At 62.6% G+C, this 20,071-nt stretch carries 22 protein-coding genes; 16 read left to right on the top strand and 6 right to left on the bottom strand.

Translation table 11 applies throughout. The features are described 5' to 3' along the window. From BHQ40_RS15370 to BHQ40_RS15345, 6 genes are all read left to right on the top strand, one after another. Window positions 1–538, top strand: a 538-nt coding sequence (locus BHQ40_RS15370) for a type-F conjugative transfer system pilin assembly protein TrbC (RefSeq protein WP_253183380.1), incomplete at its 5' end; no start/stop codon positions are given. After that, window positions 510–1,115: a S26 family signal peptidase gene (locus BHQ40_RS15365; RefSeq protein ID WP_070156731.1), complete on the top strand. Its 606-nt coding sequence runs from the start codon at window positions 510–512 to the stop codon at window positions 1,113–1,115. The genes BHQ40_RS15370 and BHQ40_RS15365, both read left to right, overlap by 29 nt. Window positions 1,116–1,165: 50 nt before the next feature. Continuing rightward, a complete protein-coding gene (locus BHQ40_RS15360; protein WP_070156742.1) occupies window positions 1,166–2,005 on the top strand; it encodes a conjugal transfer protein TraF in 840 nt (279 codons plus the stop codon). Then, entirely contained in the window at window positions 2,005–2,580 is a 576-nt protein-coding gene (locus BHQ40_RS15355) for a hypothetical protein (RefSeq protein WP_070156730.1), read from the top strand. The genes BHQ40_RS15360 and BHQ40_RS15355 overlap by 1 nt, the downstream gene beginning before the upstream one ends. Before the next feature lie 53 nt (window positions 2,581–2,633). Next, window positions 2,634–4,058 carry a conjugal transfer protein TraH gene (locus BHQ40_RS15350; RefSeq protein ID WP_070156729.1) on the top strand — a complete coding sequence of 475 codons (1,425 nt, stop codon included), beginning with the start codon at window positions 2,634–2,636 and terminating at the stop codon, window positions 4,056–4,058. A gap of 11 nt (window positions 4,059–4,069) precedes the next feature. Further along, the gene (locus BHQ40_RS15345; protein ID WP_070156728.1) at window positions 4,070–7,834 is read left to right on the top strand and encodes a conjugal transfer protein TraG N-terminal domain-containing protein; all 3,765 of its coding nucleotides are present in this window, start codon (window positions 4,070–4,072) and stop codon (window positions 7,832–7,834) included. Here BHQ40_RS15345 and BHQ40_RS15340 read toward each other — a convergent pair. From BHQ40_RS15340 to BHQ40_RS26225, 4 genes are all read right to left on the bottom strand, one after another. Next, window positions 7,831–8,178: a hypothetical protein gene (locus tag BHQ40_RS15340; RefSeq protein ID WP_190287315.1), complete on the bottom strand. Its 348-nt coding sequence runs from the start codon at window positions 8,176–8,178 to the stop codon at window positions 7,831–7,833. The genes BHQ40_RS15345 and BHQ40_RS15340 overlap by 4 nt on opposite strands. Before the next feature lie 169 nt (window positions 8,179–8,347). Continuing rightward, the gene (locus tag BHQ40_RS15335) at window positions 8,348–8,671 is read right to left on the bottom strand and encodes a helix-turn-helix domain-containing protein (protein ID WP_070156726.1); all 324 of its coding nucleotides are present in this window, start codon (window positions 8,669–8,671) and stop codon (window positions 8,348–8,350) included. A 1-nt stretch (window position 8,672) separates the two neighbouring features. Beyond that, window positions 8,673–9,050 (bottom strand): type II toxin-antitoxin system RelE/ParE family toxin, encoded by a 378-nt coding sequence (locus tag BHQ40_RS15330; protein WP_070156725.1) that lies wholly within the window; start codon window positions 9,048–9,050, stop codon window positions 8,673–8,675. A 17-nt stretch (window positions 9,051–9,067) separates the two neighbouring features. Then, window positions 9,068–9,664, bottom strand: a complete 597-nt coding sequence (locus tag BHQ40_RS26225; RefSeq protein WP_171905869.1) for a hypothetical protein — start codon at window positions 9,662–9,664, stop codon at window positions 9,068–9,070. Between BHQ40_RS26225 and BHQ40_RS15320 the strand changes: the two genes are divergently transcribed. From BHQ40_RS15320 to BHQ40_RS15280, 9 genes are all read left to right on the top strand, one after another. After that, window positions 9,638–10,156 carry an RES family NAD+ phosphorylase gene (locus BHQ40_RS15320; protein WP_253183379.1) on the top strand — a complete coding sequence of 173 codons (519 nt, stop codon included), beginning with the start codon at window positions 9,638–9,640 and terminating at the stop codon, window positions 10,154–10,156. The genes BHQ40_RS26225 and BHQ40_RS15320 overlap by 27 nt on opposite strands. Before the next feature lie 253 nt (window positions 10,157–10,409). Then, window positions 10,410–12,761, top strand: a complete 2,352-nt coding sequence (locus BHQ40_RS15315; protein ID WP_083276966.1) for a heavy metal translocating P-type ATPase — start codon at window positions 10,410–10,412, stop codon at window positions 12,759–12,761. Window positions 12,762–12,763: 2 nt separating this feature from the next. Continuing rightward, window positions 12,764–13,153: a Cu(I)-responsive transcriptional regulator gene (gene cueR, locus BHQ40_RS15310; RefSeq protein WP_070156722.1), complete on the top strand. Its 390-nt coding sequence runs from the start codon at window positions 12,764–12,766 to the stop codon at window positions 13,151–13,153. Between the two features lie 175 nt (window positions 13,154–13,328). Next, complete coding sequence (locus BHQ40_RS15305; RefSeq protein WP_083276965.1) at window positions 13,329–13,625, top strand: type II toxin-antitoxin system Phd/YefM family antitoxin; 297 nt, start codon at window positions 13,329–13,331, stop codon at window positions 13,623–13,625. Then, window positions 13,622–14,074: a type II toxin-antitoxin system VapC family toxin gene (locus BHQ40_RS15300; protein WP_070156720.1), complete on the top strand. Its 453-nt coding sequence runs from the start codon at window positions 13,622–13,624 to the stop codon at window positions 14,072–14,074. Before BHQ40_RS15305 ends, BHQ40_RS15300 begins: the two co-directional genes overlap by 4 nt. A 19-nt stretch (window positions 14,075–14,093) precedes the next feature. After that, window positions 14,094–15,020 (top strand): HEPN domain-containing protein, encoded by a 927-nt coding sequence (locus BHQ40_RS15295; RefSeq protein ID WP_070156740.1) that lies wholly within the window; start codon window positions 14,094–14,096, stop codon window positions 15,018–15,020. Next, window positions 15,017–15,457 carry a hypothetical protein gene (locus tag BHQ40_RS15290; protein WP_070156719.1) on the top strand — a complete coding sequence of 147 codons (441 nt, stop codon included), beginning with the start codon at window positions 15,017–15,019 and terminating at the stop codon, window positions 15,455–15,457. Before BHQ40_RS15295 ends, BHQ40_RS15290 begins: the two co-directional genes overlap by 4 nt. Further along, the gene (locus BHQ40_RS15285; RefSeq protein WP_070156718.1) at window positions 15,436–16,776 is read left to right on the top strand and encodes an ImmA/IrrE family metallo-endopeptidase; all 1,341 of its coding nucleotides are present in this window, start codon (window positions 15,436–15,438) and stop codon (window positions 16,774–16,776) included. Before BHQ40_RS15290 ends, BHQ40_RS15285 begins: the two co-directional genes overlap by 22 nt. 106 nt (window positions 16,777–16,882) lie before the next feature. After that, the gene (locus BHQ40_RS15280; RefSeq protein WP_070156717.1) at window positions 16,883–17,266 is read left to right on the top strand and encodes a hypothetical protein; all 384 of its coding nucleotides are present in this window, start codon (window positions 16,883–16,885) and stop codon (window positions 17,264–17,266) included. A gap of 222 nt (window positions 17,267–17,488) precedes the next feature. Here BHQ40_RS15280 and BHQ40_RS26715 read toward each other — a convergent pair whose 3' ends face one another. Beyond that, a complete protein-coding gene (locus BHQ40_RS26715) occupies window positions 17,489–17,959 on the bottom strand; it encodes a helix-turn-helix domain-containing protein (protein ID WP_253183377.1) in 471 nt (156 codons plus the stop codon). Window positions 17,960–18,206: 247 nt separating this feature from the next. Further along, window positions 18,207–18,788: an RNA polymerase sigma factor gene (locus BHQ40_RS25210; RefSeq protein WP_083276964.1), complete on the bottom strand. Its 582-nt coding sequence runs from the start codon at window positions 18,786–18,788 to the stop codon at window positions 18,207–18,209. A gap of 1,070 nt (window positions 18,789–19,858) precedes the next feature. Between BHQ40_RS25210 and BHQ40_RS15265 the strand changes: the two genes are divergently transcribed. Continuing rightward, on the top strand, window positions 19,859–20,071 hold the full coding sequence (locus BHQ40_RS15265; protein WP_070156715.1) for a hypothetical protein: 213 nt from the start codon (window positions 19,859–19,861) through the stop codon (window positions 20,069–20,071).

Here is a 20,071-nt window from a genome sequence, read left to right as displayed (position 1 = left end):
AGAGCGACAGGCCAAAGCGCTCCGTCAGGCGCTGGGGCTCGAGCCCGCCGAGGAACAGGCGCTCGCCAAGGCCGCGCCGGCCGTTGCCGCCAGGGGCTGGGTGCCGGTCCTGTTCGTGTCTTCCTCCATGCCGATCTCGACACTGCGCAACTACGCCGCTCAGTTGGCGAAGGTTCACGGCGTCATGGCGTTCCGCGGCGTACCCGGGGGGCTCCGGAAAATGGGCCCGATGGCGAAGCTGACCGCGCAGATCCTCAGGCTCGATCCCGGCTGCGAAGGTCCGAACTGCGTGATGCGCGATGTGCAGCTGATCATCGATCCGATCGTGTTTCGCCAACATGGCATCGCCCAGGTCCCCGCACTCGCGATGATCCCGGGCGATCCGACCCAGGCCTATTGCGAGCGCGACGACGACAGTCCCCGCGCCAGCCATGTCGTGTTCGGCGACAGCGCTCTTTCCGGAATGCTCGAAGAATATGCCCGCCTCGGCGGAAAAGAGGAGGTCAGCCATGCTCAGGCTCTTCTGGTTGCTCGCTAGGTGGACGGCCGGCTTATGGCCACGCCTGCGGCGTCTTCCCCGCAAGGCCGCGGTCGCGCTCGGCGCTCCCGGCCCGGATCAGCCTGCGCGCCCCGACCGCCTATGGCGCGCGATGCTGGTCGTGTTGCCGCTCGCCCTCTGCGCAGCGCTGGTGATGCCGCAAGTGACCCTGGTCATGACCCCGTCGATCGAGGCCTTTGCCGTGCGCAAGAGCCCGGGGCCGATCCTGCGCGGCGACTATGTGATGTTCACCCTGCATCACCCGATCGCCGGGCCGAAGCCAGTCTCCGTTACCAAGCATGCGCTGTGCCTCCCCGGTGATCGGCTCACCATGTTCGAAACGCCCTCACCGCTGACCCAAAACGGCTGGGACGGCCATTATTATTGCAACGGCCAGTTGCTCGGCGTCAGCCTGCCCCAAGCCCATAACGGGCTGAAGCTTGACCATATGAAGTGGAGCGGCCTCATCCCCGCCGGGATGGCCTATGTCGGCTCGACGCACCCGCGCGGGTTCGACAGCCGCTATTTCGGGCTGCTGCCGATCGCAAACCTTACCAGGATGGAGCGCATCCTGTGAGCGCGCGGCGGCTGATCGTCGCGGCAGCGACATCTATCGTTCTTGCCTCGATGCCGGCGAACGCCCAGACAGAAGGGCAGGCTCAAGGACAGCGCCAAGGCTATTGGTGGTATGAAGCGCCCCGGCCAAAGCCTGAGGAAAGAGCCGAGCCGGACGGATTGGTCAAACCCGTCATACCACCGATGGCGGAACTGGCTACCTGGACCCCGCCGAAGATCCGCAAGCTCATCGAAGAGCAGCGCGATTATGCCGCGACCGTGCTGACGGTCGATGCCGTCGCCGATTTTTGGCGGCTTCAGGACTTCGCGCGGCGCAAGGCGCGCGCGTTCGCCGGCGTGACGCAGATCGCAATGCTGCAACATCCCGAGCTCAACTCGAAGTCCGCAAACCCCATGGTCGGCGATGCCCGCTCGGAGCTTGGCGCGCAGAAGGACGCCATCCGTCGGTCCTACCTGCGCGCCCATGCGGGCGAGTTCGCGCTCGTCATGTTCTCGCGTTCGACCTGCGGCTATTGCCGCGTCCAGTGGCCGATCATCCAGCGTTTCCAGGAAGAGATGGGCTGGCAGGTCACGCTCATGGATGTCGACAAGCGGCCGGATGTCAGCCAGCGGTTCGGGGTAGAGATCACGCCCACGACGATGATCATTCGCCGTGGAAGCCAGCAGCGCATGGTCATTGCGTCCGGCGTGGAGGCTTATCCCAATCTCGCGCAGATGGCGTATCAGGCGGTGCGCCTGCTGCGCGGCGATATCCGGCCCGAACAGTTCATGACGGGTCCGGGCGAGGATGCCGGCTTCTTCGACGCGCTCGGCAACGGCCCGGTCTCCGCCACCGACCCCCGCGCACTCGGCGGCGATCTTGTCGACGCCTCGACCGGACAGAAGCCGTGATGCGCGCGCTCATCCTCCTCGGCATCCCAGGCCTGGTGATCGGCATGGGGTCTGCGTCCGCACAGACCGTGACGCCCGATGACGCGATGCGGGCCGCGATCCATCCGGTTGGCGATGCAAAGACGATGCAGGCATGGCTGTCACGAGTGCCCGTAACGCGCGACTTCCCGGACGATTTCACCGCGACGCTGCGCGGCCACGGGGCCGCGTTCGTGATCGAGATGACCACGGCGCCCGGATGCGTGCCCTGCGGCGATCTCTGGAGCAAGCTGACGGCCCTCGGCACGCGCTATGGCTGGCAGGTTCGCACGATTGGCGCCCAGGAGGCGATGATCCGGTCGGGGCGCCTTGGTCTCCCCTGGGTCGGACATCCGGTCGCCTGGGTGCGGCCGATCGCGGACGACATCCGCGTCGTGCCGGTGGCGATTGGCACCGACCACGCGCCCAACCTCGCGCGCAATCTCTATCTTGCCGCAAAGATGCTGACGGGCGTGAGACCCGCGGTCGGCGTCCGCGCCATGTCCAAATTCACCGGCATCGTGGGGCTGCCGGCGACCCGCAACGGAAGGCACTGAGCAATGGCGGCCTCAGTCCTTCCGCCCCCAACCCAGATTGTCCGGAGTCCGCCATGTTCGGTCGGTATCGCACCGCTGCGCGCGCGCTGATCGCGCTTGTCCTTGCCACATTCGTCTCGACCGCGCCTGCCCATGCGCAGAGCTGGGCGGAAAGCTGGTTCGACAATGTCACCTATACCTCTCCCGGTTCGTTCGAGGACCAGACGCGCGGCTATGTGACGGCCGGCGGCATGTCGGGCCGTGTCGACGTCCATAATGATTATCTCATGTCCGTCAGCCTGCCAAAGGTGAAAGCCGGCTGCGGCGGTATCGACATGTTCCTGGGCGGCATGTCATTCCTTGATCCCGACTATCTGGTCCAGAAGCTCGAGAGCATTCTGCAGGCCGCGCCTGCGGTGGCGTTCCAGTATCTGCTCGAAACGCTGGACGAGAAGATGGGCAACATCATCTCGAAGATGGAAGCAGCGACCAATTTCCTGAACTCGATCCAGGTCAATGATTGCCGGCTCGCCAATCGCATGGTGCAGATAGCCAAGGGCGACGACAACATGTCGGGTATCATCGAGGAGATGACCGGCTATCGCTCGGTCAAGCAGGGCTTCGCCAAGAGCTATCAGCAGAGCCGCGAGAAGATCGAGGCGAACAACAACAACCCCACCGAGGATCTGAAGGACGCGCTCGCCAACTGCCCAGCGGAGGTGACCGACATCTTCCGTACCGGCTCGCTGTTGTCCCATGCCGCCTCGCGCGTCGGCGCTGGCGACTGGGCAAGCGTCATGCGGGCCCGGGTCGGTGACGTCTATATGCGCTGGGACGATGGCGACCGGGTACCGCTGTTCACAGCCATTCCCCAATGTCCCGCGCAGGATACGGAAAGCGCGCAGGACTTCCTGACCGGCCGGGTCCAACGCAGGACGCTCAATTTCCCGCCGACGGGTGCGGATTGCGCACAGGACGGCTCGGGACGGGGTGCCCTCGTGCTCGCCCGCGAGCGCATGCAGTCGATCGCCACCAAGATCCGCACGCGGGCGGCGCTCTCGGCCGAGGAACGACAGTTCGTCGCCAACGTCCGAACGCTGCCGGTCTACCGGATGCTCGAATGGGGCGTGCGCCAGGGCGTCGTCGATTCCGTGATTGCAGATACCGACGAACTGGTCGCGCTCACCCTCGCCTACCAGATGCTCAATGACCTGACCCGCACGATCGATTTCACCGTGACCAATGCCGAGCGCGGCGCGACCGTCGCGGGATCGGCAGACGGCAACAACAAGAATGTCTGTCAGACGCGCATCCTGTCCAAGGGGATCGAGCAGCTGCGTGACCTGAGAGACGAAGTGCTGCGCCAACGCGCGCAGATGCGCCAAAGCTACATGGCAGCTCTCAATCAGGCCAACCTCTCCACCAATTATGCCGGACTCCTGCGGGAGCGCGACCGCGACGCGCGCGATGCCGCCGGCGCCGCTGCCCGCAATCAATAGGACACACCATCATGCGCCGGCTTGCGAGGCTCTTTGCCGCCCTTCCCGCCCTGCTTCTCGCCACGCCCGCCCTGGCGGTCGATACGAGCTTCCACACCTATGACGGCTTCGCCGAGACGGTCGATGCCTTTCGCCTAGTCTCGATGATCTTCAGCGATCCGCGCTACGAGACGCTGGTGATGATCGTCGCGACGGTCGGCATCGGTCTCGGTGCAATCATCGCCAGCGTGCGCGGGACCGGCATGGGCCTAGTCGCCTTCGGCTTCCAGATCCTGATCGGTATCGGCCTGTTTGTCGGCCTCATCGCCACGACCGGGACGGTCCATGTCTATGACCGCGTGCGCAATGCCTATCAGCCTGTCGGCGGCGTCCCCAACCTCCTCGTACTCGTCGCCGGAGCGACCAACATGATGGAACGCGCGATGGTCGAGACGATCGACGACAACACGCTGGACCCCAATGCGAAGATCGAGTTCGGTGCCGGCGGGCACAGCTTCGACCTTTTCCTAAACGCCGTTTCGCCGCGCGGTCCGATGACCGACGTGTTCCTCGACGCGACGATCAAGGACTATGTCCGCCAATGCTATCCGGTCGCCCGTGTGTCGGCGGCTTATGGCGTGGACGATGACCAGCTGTTCCGGACCTCGACCGATCTGCCTGCTTCGTTCGCGGCGATGGCCGGGCCATCCACCTTCTCCACGGTCTACACGCAATCCGACAAGGGTGGAACGACGGTCAGCTGCAGCGACGCCTGGACGCACATCTCCGATCGCCTGTCCGATCCCGTCCTGTTCGAAAGCTACACCAACCAGATCTGCACCCGAACGGGCTATGATACTGGCAATGCACAGCAGATGACGCGTTGCCGCCAGCAGCTTGGGGAGATGGGGCAGATGATGCTTGGCCGGCCGCTCAGCGCGCAAGCCTTTCTGACCCACATCCTGCTGGGCAACACCGTAGGCGACGTCCTGTTCGAGGATTCCCCGGCGAGCGCCGCCAGGGTGATGGCCAACCGGGCGGTCATCTCCAATGGTCTCGCCACCATGTCGGTCGCGAACGAATGGATGCCGACGATCCGCGCCACGGTGTTCGGCATCATGTTGTTCATGATCCCGATCGCGCTGCTGTTCATCCTGACGCCCATCAACCTGCGCGTGGCGAGCTTTGCCCTCGGTATGTTCGTGTTCGTGGCGCTCTGGGGCGTGATCGACGCGGGGATCTATCAGTTGACCCTCGGGCGCGCGACCGCGACGCTCGCCGAACTGCGCTCGAACGCGCTCGCCGCCAATGCCTGGCTATTGGCGCCATCGGCGGCGATGAAGGCGCTGGCGATCTTCGGCAGCTTCCGGACCGCCGCCGCTGGCCTCGCCGGCGCGTTCGTTTTCACAGTCTTCCGCTTCAGCGGCAATGTGTTCACCTCCTTCACCTCAGGGTCGCTCGGGATAGCGAGCCAGGGCACGGCCGCCGCCGCGCCGATGGGCACCGCCGAGGGACAGGCATCCGCGCTCGAGGCCCAGGCTTCAGCCATGGGAACGCGTACCCGCGCGGCCGCCGCTTCGAGCTTTGGCGATTTTGGGGAGCGTTCGACCTTCAATGCGAACCGAAGCTATGGCGAGGCGGGACATATCCTTGGCGAGCGTCCTGGCACGCCGGGCGGAACGGCGTTCGCACTCGGCGGCATCGAAGGCTCGCGCCAGATGGGGAGCCTCGCTCCCGCGCTGGGTGGCCGGGACCTTGCCGATCCCGGGGTCGCGCGCGCCGTCCAGGCCAATGCGGCCACTACAGCGATCCATCAGTTCGCGGAGAAGGATGCCCTGAGGGGTCTGGGCACGAGCTATTTTGGTCAGGACGAGGCCGGCGAGAAGGCGTTCGCGGCCTTCAGCCAGAACCTCGTCCAGTGGCGCGCCTTCGGCGACCAGCGCGCTTACAGCATGATGATGCAGGGGGCGGCCCGGCATTTTGAACGCGCCGGTTATTCGCCGGCTGATGCCCAGCTCAAGGCATCAGGCGTGATCGGCGACGCCCAGGCTGATCCGACATTCGCCAAGCTGATCGCCAACACTTATGATCAGGAGCAGATGCTGCGCAACGACCTCACGTCCGCGCAGGTCCAGGTCGGCGCGATGGAGGGACGCCGCGACTATGCCGGCGACAATGTTGCAGGCGTCGAGCGTGCCAATGTCGCGACCGAGCAGGGCTGGCGAAGCGGCAGCAATCAGGGCCAGCGCGAAGCGGCGGCGATGCTCGGCCTGTCAGTCGATGAAACTTCGCGCCGGATCGGCTTCATCAATGCGCTGTCGGGCGAAGCGCGCAGTTCCGCCATAACTCAACTGTCCCGCGCGACGGGGCGCAATGAGGCGCAAATCGAGGCCGCGCTCGAACGCTATAATGCGGCCGTCCAGGTCGGGACAGCCGATGGCGCGACGGCCGAGGCCGGCCGCGAAGGGACCAGCATCTATGGACGCACGCGCGAGGCGTCGGGCTACGATTTCGCCGAACGGTCCGGCAAGCTTGACGCGCAGCGAGAGGTTGGAACAACGGGCACGCGAAGCGCGGCGCGCATCGGCGAGCAGCGGCGCCAATCGGAAAATTTCGGGTTCGCAGAGGGCGCAGCTGCGGCGGGCGTCTCGACGCGGGAGGCAGCACGGCTCGACAGCTTCATCCAGGCGCTGAGCCGCACAGCGGGGAACCAGGTCGATATGGCCGAAGGCGGCGCCGGGGGCATCGCTGATCGCGCGCGCAACGAGCGCATCACCTCGATCGTCGATCGGGAGCGCTTGACCCGTATGCAGGGTCTCCTTGCCGAGAACGGCATCAACCTCACGAAGCGCCAGATCGCCATGGACCAGAATGGTGACCTCGGCCTCAATCTCACCCCGGAGACCGCTGCTGCGATGTGGAAGGCCGGGCTTATCAACGAGAGCCAGCTTGGCGCGATCGCCAATGGCGGGCACGCACGGTTCAGTTTCGCGCACAATGATCTTCTGGTTTCCAGCGGCACGGATTTCAGCCGCTCGGCACGCAGCGACACCAGTACCCGGTTCGAGGCTGGCAAGCAGGCAGGGCCTGACACGATCGAGCATTTCATGGGCGGTGGCGCCGAGGGGCAGGCTATGCTCGCCAACTGGCTGCGCGGCGGATTCGAGATGGACCGCAAAGGCGAATGGAGATTGAAGCCACAGGTCGCCGACACGCTCCAGCGCGACGTCCAGGCGATCATGGCGCAAACAGGATGGCAGAGAACTCTCTCCCGTTCCGCCGCGGATCAGACAACAATGGGAACCACTTTCGGCCTCGAAATCGGGAGAACGATATCTACCTCCGATAGTGAAACCACGAGCGACAGCGCGCGGTCTGGCAAAGGACGGCAACGAGGACCTACCCAGACAACTAGCAAAGGGAGAACGACAGCCGGTCGGTTTGGTGGTAATATAGGTTTTCGAAGCACGGATCAGGGATCCACTACCGAAACCGCGCAATCCACGATGGACGTTATGAACTATGATGTCCGGGAATCCATTGCTGCCGCTGAGCGTGCCGCAGCGCGCTCCAGCGATCCGGCAGCAACCTTCTCCCGCGAACTTTCGAACCGCGTCCTTGGGAACGAAGGCATGCGCAATCGCTACCTTCAGGATGCGGACAATGGACGCGCCACCTTTGATATCACCGGCCCATTAACCTCGCTCGAGCAGAACTCAGTCCTCTCGAAGGGCAGTTTCTCGACCGACATCGCCGGCAGTCCTGGCGACGGAGACAGTAAATTCAAGAAGCGCTAACGATGCCTTCCGGTGTGGGGATCAATGTAGTCTGGATTCAGTGGGTTCGAAGGGTTGCCGATCCAGAGCGGTCCAGATCGGGGGTCGAATGGATCGGCGAAAGCGCGCGATCTCTCCACCATCCGCTCATGCTCTTCCCAAACACGCTGTCTCTCGGCGTCACCCTCCTCATCGGACAGCGGCACACCATCGCCTTGCCCGATGAAACTATCCAGGCGTTCGCGAACATAACCGACGCCCAGCACCATGACCGCAGTCATCGGAAAGAACAGGATGTCGAGATAGCCCGCGATCCCCCCACGATAGAAGGCTTCCAGCGTGTCGATGCGGGTGGAGAGGGCCATCCCTCCCCACCAGACCGGAATGGTCGCCCACCAGAGCTTCGCGTACCATGGACGCCAGAAAAAGTGTCGGGCGCGCAGCGTTTGCCCCCCGGTAGCAGGCGTAAGTGGTGGAGGCTGATCGGCGACAGAATCATGTGGCATGTGCACGCCCGTTCTGACCGAAAGGAGATCAGACCAGCTCGATGACGTGAGCCTGCCCGACGCCCTCATGCCGAGGGCTGACCTGATAGGCGACATCATGCCCGAGCTTCCTGAGAGCCGTCGCGATATAGGCTTCGCTGATGCCGTCCAACCTGCCGTTCAGGATCTTCGACAGCTTGGGCTGCGGAATGCCGATCATTCGGCTCGCGACAGTCTGGCTCAGTTTGAGCTCATGGATGGACCGGAGCATCAGTGCCGCCAGGTCGGATTTGACCTTGAGATCATCGGCATCGGCCAAGCCGAGATCGGCAAAGACGTTGCCTCCGCCGGAAGTTACATGTTCGACAGCCATATCAATGTCCTTTGCTCTTACTCGCGCTACGCTGATCTTCCGCGTCCCGCCTGGCATCTTTCAATCTGCTCTCAATCGTCGTCTTGTCGTGTTTCGGGATAGCGATCCCGTTCGTTGACTTCTTCTGGAAGCAATGCAGCACATAGACAGCGGAATCGATTCTAGTGGTGTAGACCGCCCGATAGGAATCGCCATCATGGTCCTCGATCAGTTCAACTGCTCCATCATAACCTTTCAGCGTCTTCGCATCCGGCGCACGCTCCCCCTTCTGGGCCAAGCGGAGACCGTAACCCAGTGGCCGCTTCACCTCGTCGGGCATGGCCGACAAATCCTTGAGCGTGCTCCCCAGCCATCTTATTTCCTTGTCTGACTCACTCATTCCCGGACCACATCATCTTACAACACCCATTTATACCTAAATGGGTATAGCGTCAATAGCCGGTCTGCTTTGTTCAGATGCGCCAGGCACTTGCAATCGCTCCGGGCGACGTCGCGCCAGAATCGCCAGCTGATTTCGAGGCGATCAGGGCTGCGCGCGAGAAGACCGCGCGCTTCCGCGACGATATGGCTCAGCGCGCCAGTAGGATGTTTGATCGCACTGATGTTACCGAGATGCTTGGCGTGACTGCGGTCGCCATCAAGAAGCAACGGCAGCGGCGGCAGATGCTCGGCGTCCCCTATGGCGCTGAAATCCCATATCCGGCTGCCCAGCTCGTCAATGGCGAGGCGCTTCCCAATCTCAAGCGATTGCTCGAGGCCTTCGGCGACACTCATCCCTGGGAGCAATTGATGCTCCTGACGACGCCGGTTGAAGGCTTCAGCGCCCACGAGGAAACACCGCTGGCGATCCTGGGGCGTCGCCCGGATCAGGAAACCTTGCGTCAGCTCGTCGCACTTGTCGCGAGTTGGGCGGTCTGACCAGGAATGGCCGCCACCATGTTGCGACGCGTCGGTGCGGGCGTGCATATGCACCGGATTCATCGTGCTGCCCATGATCCGCTTTTCTTCGGGCCGTTCGGGCCTAAACCCGAAGGCCGCTTCGACGCCCCCGATGGCAGCTACAAGGTACTCCACACCGCCCGCACGCTGGTAACGGCTTTTGGCGAAACGCTCGTCCGACGGCCTGCGATACCCTACATCCTGTCCAGTGCGGTCCAGGCTCGCGCTCGCAGTGAAATCGTCACCACACGAGCGCTCAGGCTCTATCCACTCCTCGATGGCGGCATATCGGTTCATGGCCTGTCCTTCACCGACCTGCACGGCGACGCCTATGGCAAGACCTGGGCTGCCAGCCGGCACATCCATCAAACGACCACGGCGGACGGGATTCTTTATACATCCCGGCTCGACAATCAGCCTTGCGTTGCCCTGTTCGAGCGTGCCGCAACCGCCATCGCCATCTCGGAGGTCAGCAACGTCAGCATCTCGCCGTCCGAGGCGACATCACTCGCCGCGCACTTTGGGAAGGACTATGTGGAACCGTAGATCACTCGATGTTTTTCAGCGGTTCTGAATAGCGCAGCGGACTGTCGAAGGCCGATGTCTGGCCGTCTCCGACCGGGCCAATAACTCAATCCGCGAAAATTGCGGACAAAACGCTCAATCTCGCGGGCGAGATGCCGCGACATTATGCACAGCCTCCCCGCCCTGTCCTGAAAGCGCAACTCCATCGCGATATCCAGGGACTTGACCGTGACATGATGTCAGACCTTATCTACAGCCGTAAAGGAGCAAGGCGATGCATGATCATCATGGCCATAGCGGCCATAGCTTCTCGCACGGCAAACCCGCGGGCGAAACCAAGGATCCCGTCTGCGGAATGAGCGTCGATCCTGGGAAGACGCACCAACATGCCGAGCACAATGGCGCTTCCTATCACTTCTGCAGCGCCAACTGCCGGGCGAAGTTCATCGCCGATCCCGCAAAATATCTGGCGCCGCAATCGGCATCCGCTCCTGTGGCATCGGCATCCAGGATCTGGACCTGCCCGATGCATCCGGAGATCCGTCGCGATGCCCCCGGCTCCTGCCCGATCTGCGGCATGGCGCTGGAGCCCGCTGAGCCTGGCGCCGACGAGGGGCCGAACCCCGAACTGGTCGACTTTACCCGCCGCCTCTGGGTGAGTGGGATCCTCGCGGTGCCGCTGCTGCTGCTTTCCATGGGTGGCGAGATGGTGGGGTTGCACCTCGTGCCCATGCGTTGGTCCCCCTGGGTGCAGCTCGCCCTCACCGCGCCGATCGTGCTGTGGGCCGGATGGCCGTTTTTCGAACGCGGATGGGCCTCGCTGAAGAGCCGCCACTATAATATGTTCACGCTGATCGCGATCGGCGTGGGGGCAGCGTTCCTCTACAGTCTGATCGCTACAGTCGCCCCCGGCCTCTTCCCGGCCGCTCTCCGCACGCATGGCGATATGGTTCCAGTCTATTATGAGGCTGCGGGCGTCGTCGTTGCGCTCGTCCTGCTCGGCCAGGTGCTGGAGTTGCGCGCACGGGCCTCCACGGGACGCGCCATCCGTGCATTGCTCAAACTCGCGCCCAAGACGGCACGGCGCATCAGCCCCGACGGCGCCGAAAGCGAAGTGCCGTTGGCAGACATTGCGAGAGGCGACCGCCTGCGCGTGCGCCCCGGCGAGGCGATCCCGGTCGACGGCGTCGTGAGCGACGGCCACTCGCCGGTCGATGAATCGATGCTCACCGGCGAGCCGGCGCCGGTGTTCAAGTTTCCCGGCGCGGCGGTCACGGGCGGCACAGTCAACGGCACCGGCAGCCTGGTCATGGAAGCACAAGCGATCGGCTCGGACACCATGTTGGCCCGCATCGTCGCGATGGTGGCAGAGGCGCAACGCAGCCGCGCGCCGATTCAGGCAGTCGCCGACCGCATAGCCGGCTGGTTCGTGCCGGCGGTGGTGCTGGTGGCGATCGCGACCTTCATCATCTGGAATCTGGTCGGGCCGGAGCCGCGCTTCGGCCACGCGCTGCTCAACGCCATCGCCGTCCTCATCATCGCCTGTCCCTGCGCGCTGGGACTCGCCACGCCGATGTCGATCATGGTTGGCACCGGACGCGGAGCGCAAGCCGGGGTGTTGGTCAAGAACGCCGAGGCTCTGCAGGCGCTCGATGGCGTCGATACGCTGGTGATCGACAAGACCGGCACGCTGACCGAGGGCAAGCCGAAGCTGATGGCAGTCGAACCGACCCAGGGGTTCACGGCGGACGAGCTGCTGGCACTGACCGCCGCGCTGGAGGAACGGTCCGAGCATCCGCTGGCTCTCGCGATCATCGCGGGCGCGAGCGATCGGGGGCTCACGCTCAGCGAGGTCCGCAATTTCGAATCGCAAACCGGGATGGGGATCAGCGGGACTGTCGGAGGCCGCACGATCGCCGTCGGCAATGCCGCGCAGATGGAGCGGATCGGTGCCGACAGCACATTGCTCGCCCCAGCCGCCGAACGCCATCGGGCCAATGCAGCCGGCGTGATGTTCGTTGCCGTCGGCGGGCGTGCCGCAGGCCTGATCGCGGTCGCCGATCCGATCAAGGCCTCGACGCGCGAGGCCCTCGCCGCGCTTCAAGCCGAAGGACTGCACATCGTCATGCTGACCGGCGACAGTCGCGGCACGGCCGAGGCGGTCGCGAACGCAATTGGCGGCATCGACGAGGTTCATGCCGATCTCAGGCCCGACGACAAGGCGCGGATCATCACCGAACTGAAGACAAAAGGCGCGCGCGTCGCCATGGCGGGTGACGGCATCAACGACGCGCCGGCGCTGGCCGCCGCAGATGTGGGGATCGCGATGGGAACGGGCACCGACGTCGCCATCGAAAGCGCCCGACTGACCCTGACCGCGGGCGATCTGGCGGCGATGGTACGGGCGCGCCGGCTCGCCCGGGCGACCATGTCCAATATCCGCCAGAACCTTTTCTTCTCCTTCCTCTTCAACGGCATCGGCGTTCCGGTCGCGGCGGGCGTGCTCTACCCGGTCGCCGGCATCCTGCTCTCGCCGATGTTCGCTGGCGCCGCCATGGCCCTGTCCTCTTTCACCTTGGTCGCCAATGCGCTGCGGCTGAGTGCCGTGAGGCTCGACGGGAGCTAGCCATGAACATCGGCCAGGCGTCACAGGCGAGCGGGGTGTCGCAGCGAATGATCCGGCATTATGAGAAGATCGGTCTCGTCCCGCCGCCGGCCCGGCGGCGCAGCGGTTATCGCGACTATTCGGACGCGGACGTGCATCGCCTCCGCTTCATTGCCAATGCCCGCGACCTTGGCTTCCCGATCGAGGAGATCCGCTCGCTCCTCGGCTTGTGGCAGGATCGTGGGCGATCGAGCGGCGACGTCAAGGCACTGGCCATGGCGCGCGCCGAGGAGCTGGGCCGAAAGGCCGCAAAGCTTCAGGCAATGAGGACGGCGTTGGTGACGCTGGCTGAGGCCTGTCATGGCGATGTTCGACCGGAATGCCCGATCATCGAGCGTCTCGCCCGCACATAGCCCGGGAGTTGACGCGGCCTGAAGCCGACACGCGCGGCTCGCTCAGAAGCACGCTCACGGCGGCACGCCCAGGCCGACCGTGGACTGGCGCTTCAATTTGCGTCACGCGCTCAGTTTCGCGTTGCCAAACTCCGTCCCAAGTCCTATATCTGACTAGCTAGTCAGGAGAATGCGAATGGGCACGGCAATCCGAAAGGACCCGGAAGCCAAGGACGGACAAGGCGGCACCTGGAAACTCGAGGACGCCAAGGCGCGCTTCAGCGAGGTTGTCCGACGCGCTCAAAGCGAAGGCCCCCAGCGAGTCACCGTGCGAGGGCGCGAGACTGTTGCGGTCATCAGCGTGGAAGAGCTCGAACGGCTCCTGCCCACGGACGGCAGCAAGCCCGCCTTCGTACCCTTCCTCGAAGGCCTCGGGCTCGACGGTCTCGATCTGGAGCGCGAAATGGACCGGGGACGGGATATTCTTCTGTGAAGGGCTGGCTGTTGGATACCCATGTCGTGTCGGCCCTGGCCAGTCCGAATGGGGCTCCGAGTGTGAAGGCCTGGGCAGCGAGCCAGACCGAGCATAGCATGTATCTGAGCGTGCTCACTCTCGCGGAGATCGACAAGGGCATCCACAATCTGGACCCGGAAAGTCCGGACCGTTCCCGCTATCTCGCCGCGCGCGCCGCCCTCGCCGATCGGTTCAGCGGCCGGTTGTTGTCCGTCGAGGATGCTGTGGTCTTTCGGTGGGGCGTCATTTCCGGCGAGGTGAAGCGCCGCGTTGGTCAATCGCCTCCCGTCGTGGACACGCTGCTCGCCGCGACCGCGATCGAAAACGACCTTTTTCTGGTCACCCGTAACGTCAAGGACACACGAAACAGCGGAGCGGCGCTCTTCAACCCCTGGGAAGACGGGCCCGCTGATTTCTCCGTCACATAAGTTGAATGGCACCGAGGCAATGAAAACGGACATCGACCATCTTCCGGCCAGCAAGCGACACGAGCTTGATCGGGTCATTCAGATCCTGTTCGAGGAGTTCGACGATGCCCATGGCAACCCAACCGGTGCTCGCAAGCTCGGCCGCATCCTCAAGATCATTCTTTACGGTTCCTATGCAACGGGCCGCTGGGTGCATGAACCCCACACCGAGCGCGGCTACCGATCGGATTTCGATCTGCTTATCATCGTCAACCAGAAGGAACTGACCGACCGGCTCGAATATTGGGACAAGGCTGAAGAACGTCTCAACATCGAGACCATGATCCTCAACCGGCTGCGGACGCCGGTCAATTTCATCATTCACACACTGCAGGAAGTGAATGACGGGCTGGCGCACGGCCGCTATTTCTTCATGGACATCGCCCGCGACGGCATCGCGCTCTACCAGGCCGACGATAGCGAACTGCACAAACCCAAGCCCAAGACGCCGCAGCAAGCCTATGACATGGCCAAAGGCTATTACGACCAGTGGTTCGAGTTAGCCGTGTCGTCTCGTAGAATTTTCCAGTTCTGTTACGACACAAAGCAATTTCCCGACGCGGCCTACAATCTCCAGCAGGCCTGCGAGCGGCTCTATTATTGCGTCCTTCTCGTCTTCACATTTTACACCCCATACAGTCACAACCTGAAATTCCTGCGGCAGCAGGCGGAGCGGCTGTCGCCTCGCCTTGTCGAGGCGTGGCCGCGCGACAAGCGCAAGCTCGAGGCGCGTTTTCTCAAACTCAAGGACGCCTATGTGAAGGCCCGGCATTCCGACCATTTCAGGATGACTGACGAGGAGTTCGCCTATCTCTCCGAGCGCGTCGAGATCCTTGGCACGATCGTCAACGAACTCTGCCAGGAGAAACTCGCGGAACTCCACGCGGCGTTAGGATCCCAACCATGAGCATCCGGAAGCGCGAGGGAAACCGTCCTGATCGACGGTTTGCCGACGAAGAATTTCTGAAAGTGGAAGACCGCAAGGCTCTGTGTGCACGCCTCCGTTATGTCGGATCGGCAAATCATAAGCTGCGACCCGGGGATTATGGTTTTCATCCGTCGCACAATCCCCGCCCCTCCAAATCGCCCTGCGACGCGCTGCGAGCGGTTCTTCTGGCGGAAGCCTCGTCCCTGATGCAGCAGGGGATCATGCTCGGCATGGTCAGTCAATTCGGCGACGGCAGCGTTCCAAAGTATATTTGGGCCGTCGATGAGGCTAATGAGGTTTACGAAGCTAAAACACGACCGGAGCTAGAGACGGACTATCACGGATACAGGCTTGGCGATGACGAGCGCGACATGCGCGCCTACATTTTGAAGGAATGGAAGCGGCGGTGCCGGTAGGATTGGAATTTGGACTTGCGCCTGAGCGCCTCGACGAGGGAAGCCGCGAAGAGCGGGCTGCCTTCGGCCTGTTTACCATGCGCACGGCTCGCCAGTCGCTGACGGAGGGCTTCGACTCTTTCCTGAACGGCTTCCGGCAGGGACCGCTGGTCTCCGGTTATCATGTGGCGGAATGGCTGGCATGGAATTGGTGGCGCCTGCGCTGGGAACCCCGCTCGGCATCACCGGACTGGTCGCTCGCCCACAAGATGAACTCGATCGGCGAAGGGTATCTCTGGCCGAACATCGAGATCTGGTCGGATGGCGTGCGCACCATGTTAATTTCCCACGCCTCCGCGGAGCCTGACGCGAAGCCATTCCGATATGTGGGCGCATTTCCGACAATCGTCCCCTCGACACTTTTCGAGGCAGCCCTCGACGAATTTCTGCCAAGGATCATTGGTCGCTTGCACGAGCAAGGCGTTGGGGAAACCAATCTCGACCGGCTCTGGCGGGATGTCATTGCGGAGCGGGCGGACCCGGAGATTGCCAGGCGCCGACGTCTCGAGGCGCTGATGGGACGCGATCCCGACGCGTTCGACGACGACGCGGTGGAGGTGCTGATCGGCGATGCCGAACGTCTGGGTGAAGATGCTGTCCGGGAAGTCGCGGCTGAGCGTGCCCGGTTGCCGCACGAGAGCGAGGATCTCCTAACCGCGCGCCGGCTGGAAGAAATTGCCCAGACCCTCGGTCATCGTGGTTCTGCCAGGGACGCGGTGGTGCTCGACGCCCAGTATCGCGTTGTCAAGGACCCGGAAGTGCCCGCCTGGAAGCTCGGGACAAACGTCGCTGATGCGCTCCGCCAGCAGGAACGGCTCGGGGCCGATATCATTGATGATCGGCTGCTGGCGGCACTTGCCGGCACGACCCCTGACGCCTTGACCGAGCATCCGCGCGGGCCTGCCGCCCTCCCCTATGCTCTCGACGACGCCGCAGGAGACAAATCGCTCATCGTTCTGCCGGGAAAGCGGGAGGTCGGTCGGCGCTTCGCTCTGGCGCGCGTGCTCGGGGATAGGCTGATGAACCGCGAGGGCGCACTGCATGCAGCAACGCATGCCTACACCTATCGGCAAAAGGCCCAGCGATCGTTCGCAGCCGAATTCCTCGCGCCCTTCGACGTCGTCGAGGAGATGCTGCGCGGCGACTATTCGGACGAAAATCAGCAGGACGTGGCGGAGCATTTCCAGGTGTCACCGATGGTCGTGAACACGCTCCTCAAGAATCACGGCCGGATCGAGCGGGACTGGCCCGAAGAGGATTTCATGACGGCGATTGTCTGAAGCCTCGGAGCTTCATTAATCCGGGTCGAACGGGTGTCGAGGAGATCAGTTCGGTTGTGTGGCGCCGGAAATACCGCTTAACAGTATGCCTTGGCGAGGAGGCTTCATGAATGAGGATGCAATACCGGATGCGGCCGCCCGACGTATCGCACTCGCCCTTGTCGAGCAATGCGTCCGCAACACATGTCTCGAGGAGTTTCATGCCGGAAAGGTGCCGGAGAGTGTTACCGAAGACTATAGCGACGTGATGGTAGTCACGCCTTACGGCGAAATTCCCTGGCCGGAGGTGTCGAGAATATCAGACGCAGAGATGAAAGCCCTGATGATCGAGGTCGTCAACAAGGTCTACACGTTCCTCACGCATCTTGAAGATGTGATTGTTCTGCGCGATTCTGCGCGCTGGAACCGGCCTGAGCACGACCCCGCCCTGCTCGCCTTCGTAAAGCGCCGTGCCGCTGCCCGGCAAGCGGACGGTGAACAAAGGGAATAGGCAATATCATCCGACATCCAAAGATAGGAATGGACGTCGACATCTATAGGATCATCACCTTCCGCGCATTCACGAATATGGTCCGGTGACTAATCCAAGGTCCCGATCTCGATGGCTAGTCAGAGAACGGATGCGGAGGCCGGGCATCAGGACACCGGGCGATCAACTCCTTTATTTTTCGTGTCGCAGGTGCTCAACAATTCATGCGAACCCGGCGTGATGTCAGGTTGCGCAGATTTGACAACGACGCCACTTTGCAGGCGTGAGGCCGGACGCCTTGGCAAACGCCTTGGTGAAGTGAGCCTGGTCGGAGAATCCGCATTCGAGAGCGACCTGCGCCAGCGGCAGCGCGGTATTGGCCAGGAGGTGCTTTGCGCAGACGATACGCTGCTGTACGAACCATGCATAGGGCGCTATCCCCACTGTATTTGTGAACGCGCGCACGAAGTAGTAGAGCGATAATCTGCAACGTGACGCGACCTCGGAGATGGAAATCGGGTTACTGATGTCTTCGCACATAGCCCGCATGGCGAGACCAACCTGCCATGGTGCCAGGCTCGGCTGGCTACTGATTGAGCCAAAGCCCCGTCCGTCATTATATCCCGGCCGTTTAGCCGGTCCAGCATGCGCCCGGGTCTGCACCTGTCCTGCGCAGGGCATCGGCCCGGCGCCCGCACTTCCAAAAGCCGCCATCGCGACCCCCAATGGGTTGCAGGGTAGACTTCTGACGCCGGGAACTTCAGCGCCCTACCCTATCGGCCGCCACCGCGAGGCACGACGGACCGAGCCGTCGGGTTCTCGAAGGGGGAGGCCCTACTATTCCCATTTGATGGGACACATGAGGGGAACCAAAGGCGGCCAACTTTCTTCCGACCCAAATTGCAGACGCCCCATGATCGAGCAGGAGCAGGACCAGGACCAGGATTGGGATACGGCGCTGTTAAGATTGCCCCTTGGGCCGACGCAGGATCTTGCGAAGATAGGTTTCGGCGCGAACCAGCTCCTTTTGAACAGAGCGCTTGTGCAAACCGAAATCAGCGGCGATCTCGTTCTGCTGCTTTTCGTCACGCCATCGGGCCAAAAAAATCGCCTGCCGCTTAAGGGGAAGAGAGTGAAGCGCCTCGAGAGCCCGGTCCATCTCATCTGCAGCAAGGACAGCAGCTTCCTGGTCCGGTGTGCTATCGGGAAATTCGGAAAGCTCGGCCACATCCAAGTTCACGGTGCGCCACTCGCTACGACGCCGGTTGATCGCGAGATTTACGGCCATCCGGTAGAGATACGAGCGCGGGCTGCGCAGATCGCCGATGCTGGGCTCAGACCTCAGTTTAACGTAGACATCGTGGAGCGCTTCCGCGGCCGCCTCCGGAGAGCGCAGATGCGCTGAGAGACGCCTCAGCAGCGAGTCATACTCGCTCTCAAGCAGGGCTAGTAGCCTGTGAGCCGGGCCTTCACTATCGGTCTCGAGGGAAGCGTCAAATTCGCTTGCCTGTTGAGGTCGAGATGATTCTGTTTCGTCAGTCATTGCCGTCAGGGCTCTAGCGGTAGCCCGCTCGTCCAGGGATCCGACGTGAATTCATTGAGAAGCTGTGCAGCAACGAAGTAAATGATCGGTGTTCGATCGCCCATTTTTGCCAGTATCTCGCCATTTCCGCCACGAGTGGATCACGGAATGTCACCCTTCCCGGCCAGATAATAGCAGCCCTCCTCGTCAGGAACACAAAAGAAGATGCGATTAAATGATATTTACATATCTAAACATATACAATTCCAGTTTAAGATATATTTACAATTATCAAATAAAAAATGGGATAGTTATCTTATGCATAGTTCACACAATCCGAAGTATTTTGGTTAACATGATTTGGCGGATCGCGGCGGGATCGCCTGTGTGACCACATCGCACGTTGCGCCATCTGCCGGCCTCCAGACCCAAAGCAACATCGCCTCCGCGCGCGAATCGGTGAGAACCGTGCAGCGCGCGGCACGGCGAAGACTGGGCGAGCGTGACGGAAAATTCTACCCATCCATGCCCCGGCCACTTAGTCATCCGCCGGCGGGTGCGATGTCCACGGCCAGCTAGCAGATTGCGGCGAGCGGCTAGACAGGCCGCGGCGCCCGTAGTGGTCGCGAGCAGGGCTCCGCGGACAATGATCGCGTTTGACGAGTGACGCAGGACGGGGTCGCGACATTGGTCCGACCCTACGCGTCCTCTTGGGTTGAGCGGAGGACATCACCTCTCCTGGCAACCTTATGCGAATATGCGCCCTCCCACGTTGCCCCTATCTCGGCGATCCGCAGGAGTCGCGGCACAACATTTCAAACTCCTTTTGCAGGTCACAGTTCGACCGCGACATCCGGCGCTGCGGCGCTGCGGTGCGCGCGACGTGCACCGAAGCGATCCTGGCCCATAGCAAGATGGCCCGGCTCTTTGCTGGCAAGGCACTAAAACTGCGTCACACTAGGGGATCGGCCGAGGCCGTGAGGAGGCCGACCTTGAGACTGCAGACATCGCGCGCATGATCCTCCCAAAATGGGAACTTCTCCTCGTGCCCAGCACAACCACTTGCGGTAGATTAAGAGCAGGGGTGACATATGACCTATCTTGCGGAGCGCGTGCTGACCGAAAAACTGGCGGAAGCCAAAGAGTTGCTTGAGCGCGCGCTGAACATTCTCGACGAGCACCAGGAATATGACGCGGCCTATTCGACTTGCGAAGCCATCGAGCGCCTGATCGGCGCGCCGACGACGCTCGAGCAATGGTATATGATGACCGGCCGCGGCCCGGATGGTGAGCCCTTGAACTAA

The organism is Sphingobium phenoxybenzoativorans (assembly GCF_001757355.1).
Taxonomy (GTDB): Bacteria; Pseudomonadota; Alphaproteobacteria; order Sphingomonadales; family Sphingomonadaceae; genus Sphingobium; species Sphingobium phenoxybenzoativorans.
This window is presented reverse-complemented; position numbering and strand designations above follow the sequence as displayed.

What these genes read in the sequence shown, in the direction of transcription:
- BHQ40_RS15280 (WP_070156717.1), top strand. Translation starts at nt 16,883, where the DNA reads ATGAATGAGGATGCAATACCGGATGCGGCCGCCCGACGTATCGCACTC.
- BHQ40_RS26715 (WP_253183377.1), bottom strand. Translation starts at nt 17,959, where the DNA reads ATGGCGGCTTTTGGAAGTGCGGGCGCCGGGCCGATGCCCTGCGCAGGA.
- BHQ40_RS25210 (WP_083276964.1), bottom strand. Translation starts at nt 18,788, where the DNA reads ATGACTGACGAAACAGAATCATCTCGACCTCAACAGGCAAGCGAATTT.
- BHQ40_RS15315 (WP_083276966.1), top strand. Translation starts at nt 10,410, where the DNA reads ATGCATGATCATCATGGCCATAGCGGCCATAGCTTCTCGCACGGCAAA.
- BHQ40_RS15365 (WP_070156731.1), top strand. Translation starts at nt 510, where the DNA reads ATGCTCAGGCTCTTCTGGTTGCTCGCTAGGTGGACGGCCGGCTTATGG.
- BHQ40_RS15330 (WP_070156725.1), bottom strand. Translation starts at nt 9,050, where the DNA reads ATGAGTGAGTCAGACAAGGAAATAAGATGGCTGGGGAGCACGCTCAAG.
- BHQ40_RS15340 (WP_190287315.1), bottom strand. Translation starts at nt 8,178, where the DNA reads ATGGCCCTCTCCACCCGCATCGACACGCTGGAAGCCTTCTATCGTGGG.
- BHQ40_RS15350 (WP_070156729.1), top strand. Translation starts at nt 2,634, where the DNA reads ATGTTCGGTCGGTATCGCACCGCTGCGCGCGCGCTGATCGCGCTTGTC.
- BHQ40_RS26225 (WP_171905869.1), bottom strand. Translation starts at nt 9,664, where the DNA reads ATGGGCAGCACGATGAATCCGGTGCATATGCACGCCCGCACCGACGCG.
- cueR (WP_070156722.1), top strand. Translation starts at nt 12,764, where the DNA reads ATGAACATCGGCCAGGCGTCACAGGCGAGCGGGGTGTCGCAGCGAATG.
- BHQ40_RS15285 (WP_070156718.1), top strand. Translation starts at nt 15,436, where the DNA reads ATGGAAGCGGCGGTGCCGGTAGGATTGGAATTTGGACTTGCGCCTGAG.
- BHQ40_RS15335 (WP_070156726.1), bottom strand. Translation starts at nt 8,671, where the DNA reads ATGGCTGTCGAACATGTAACTTCCGGCGGAGGCAACGTCTTTGCCGAT.
- BHQ40_RS15295 (WP_070156740.1), top strand. Translation starts at nt 14,094, where the DNA reads ATGAAAACGGACATCGACCATCTTCCGGCCAGCAAGCGACACGAGCTT.
- BHQ40_RS15345 (WP_070156728.1), top strand. Translation starts at nt 4,070, where the DNA reads ATGCGCCGGCTTGCGAGGCTCTTTGCCGCCCTTCCCGCCCTGCTTCTC.
- BHQ40_RS15265 (WP_070156715.1), top strand. Translation starts at nt 19,859, where the DNA reads ATGACCTATCTTGCGGAGCGCGTGCTGACCGAAAAACTGGCGGAAGCC.
- BHQ40_RS15305 (WP_083276965.1), top strand. Translation starts at nt 13,329, where the DNA reads ATGGGCACGGCAATCCGAAAGGACCCGGAAGCCAAGGACGGACAAGGC.
- BHQ40_RS15355 (WP_070156730.1), top strand. Translation starts at nt 2,005, where the DNA reads ATGCGCGCGCTCATCCTCCTCGGCATCCCAGGCCTGGTGATCGGCATG.
- BHQ40_RS15290 (WP_070156719.1), top strand. Translation starts at nt 15,017, where the DNA reads ATGAGCATCCGGAAGCGCGAGGGAAACCGTCCTGATCGACGGTTTGCC.
- BHQ40_RS15360 (WP_070156742.1), top strand. Translation starts at nt 1,166, where the DNA reads ATGCCGGCGAACGCCCAGACAGAAGGGCAGGCTCAAGGACAGCGCCAA.
- BHQ40_RS15320 (WP_253183379.1), top strand. Translation starts at nt 9,638, where the DNA reads ATGCACCGGATTCATCGTGCTGCCCATGATCCGCTTTTCTTCGGGCCG.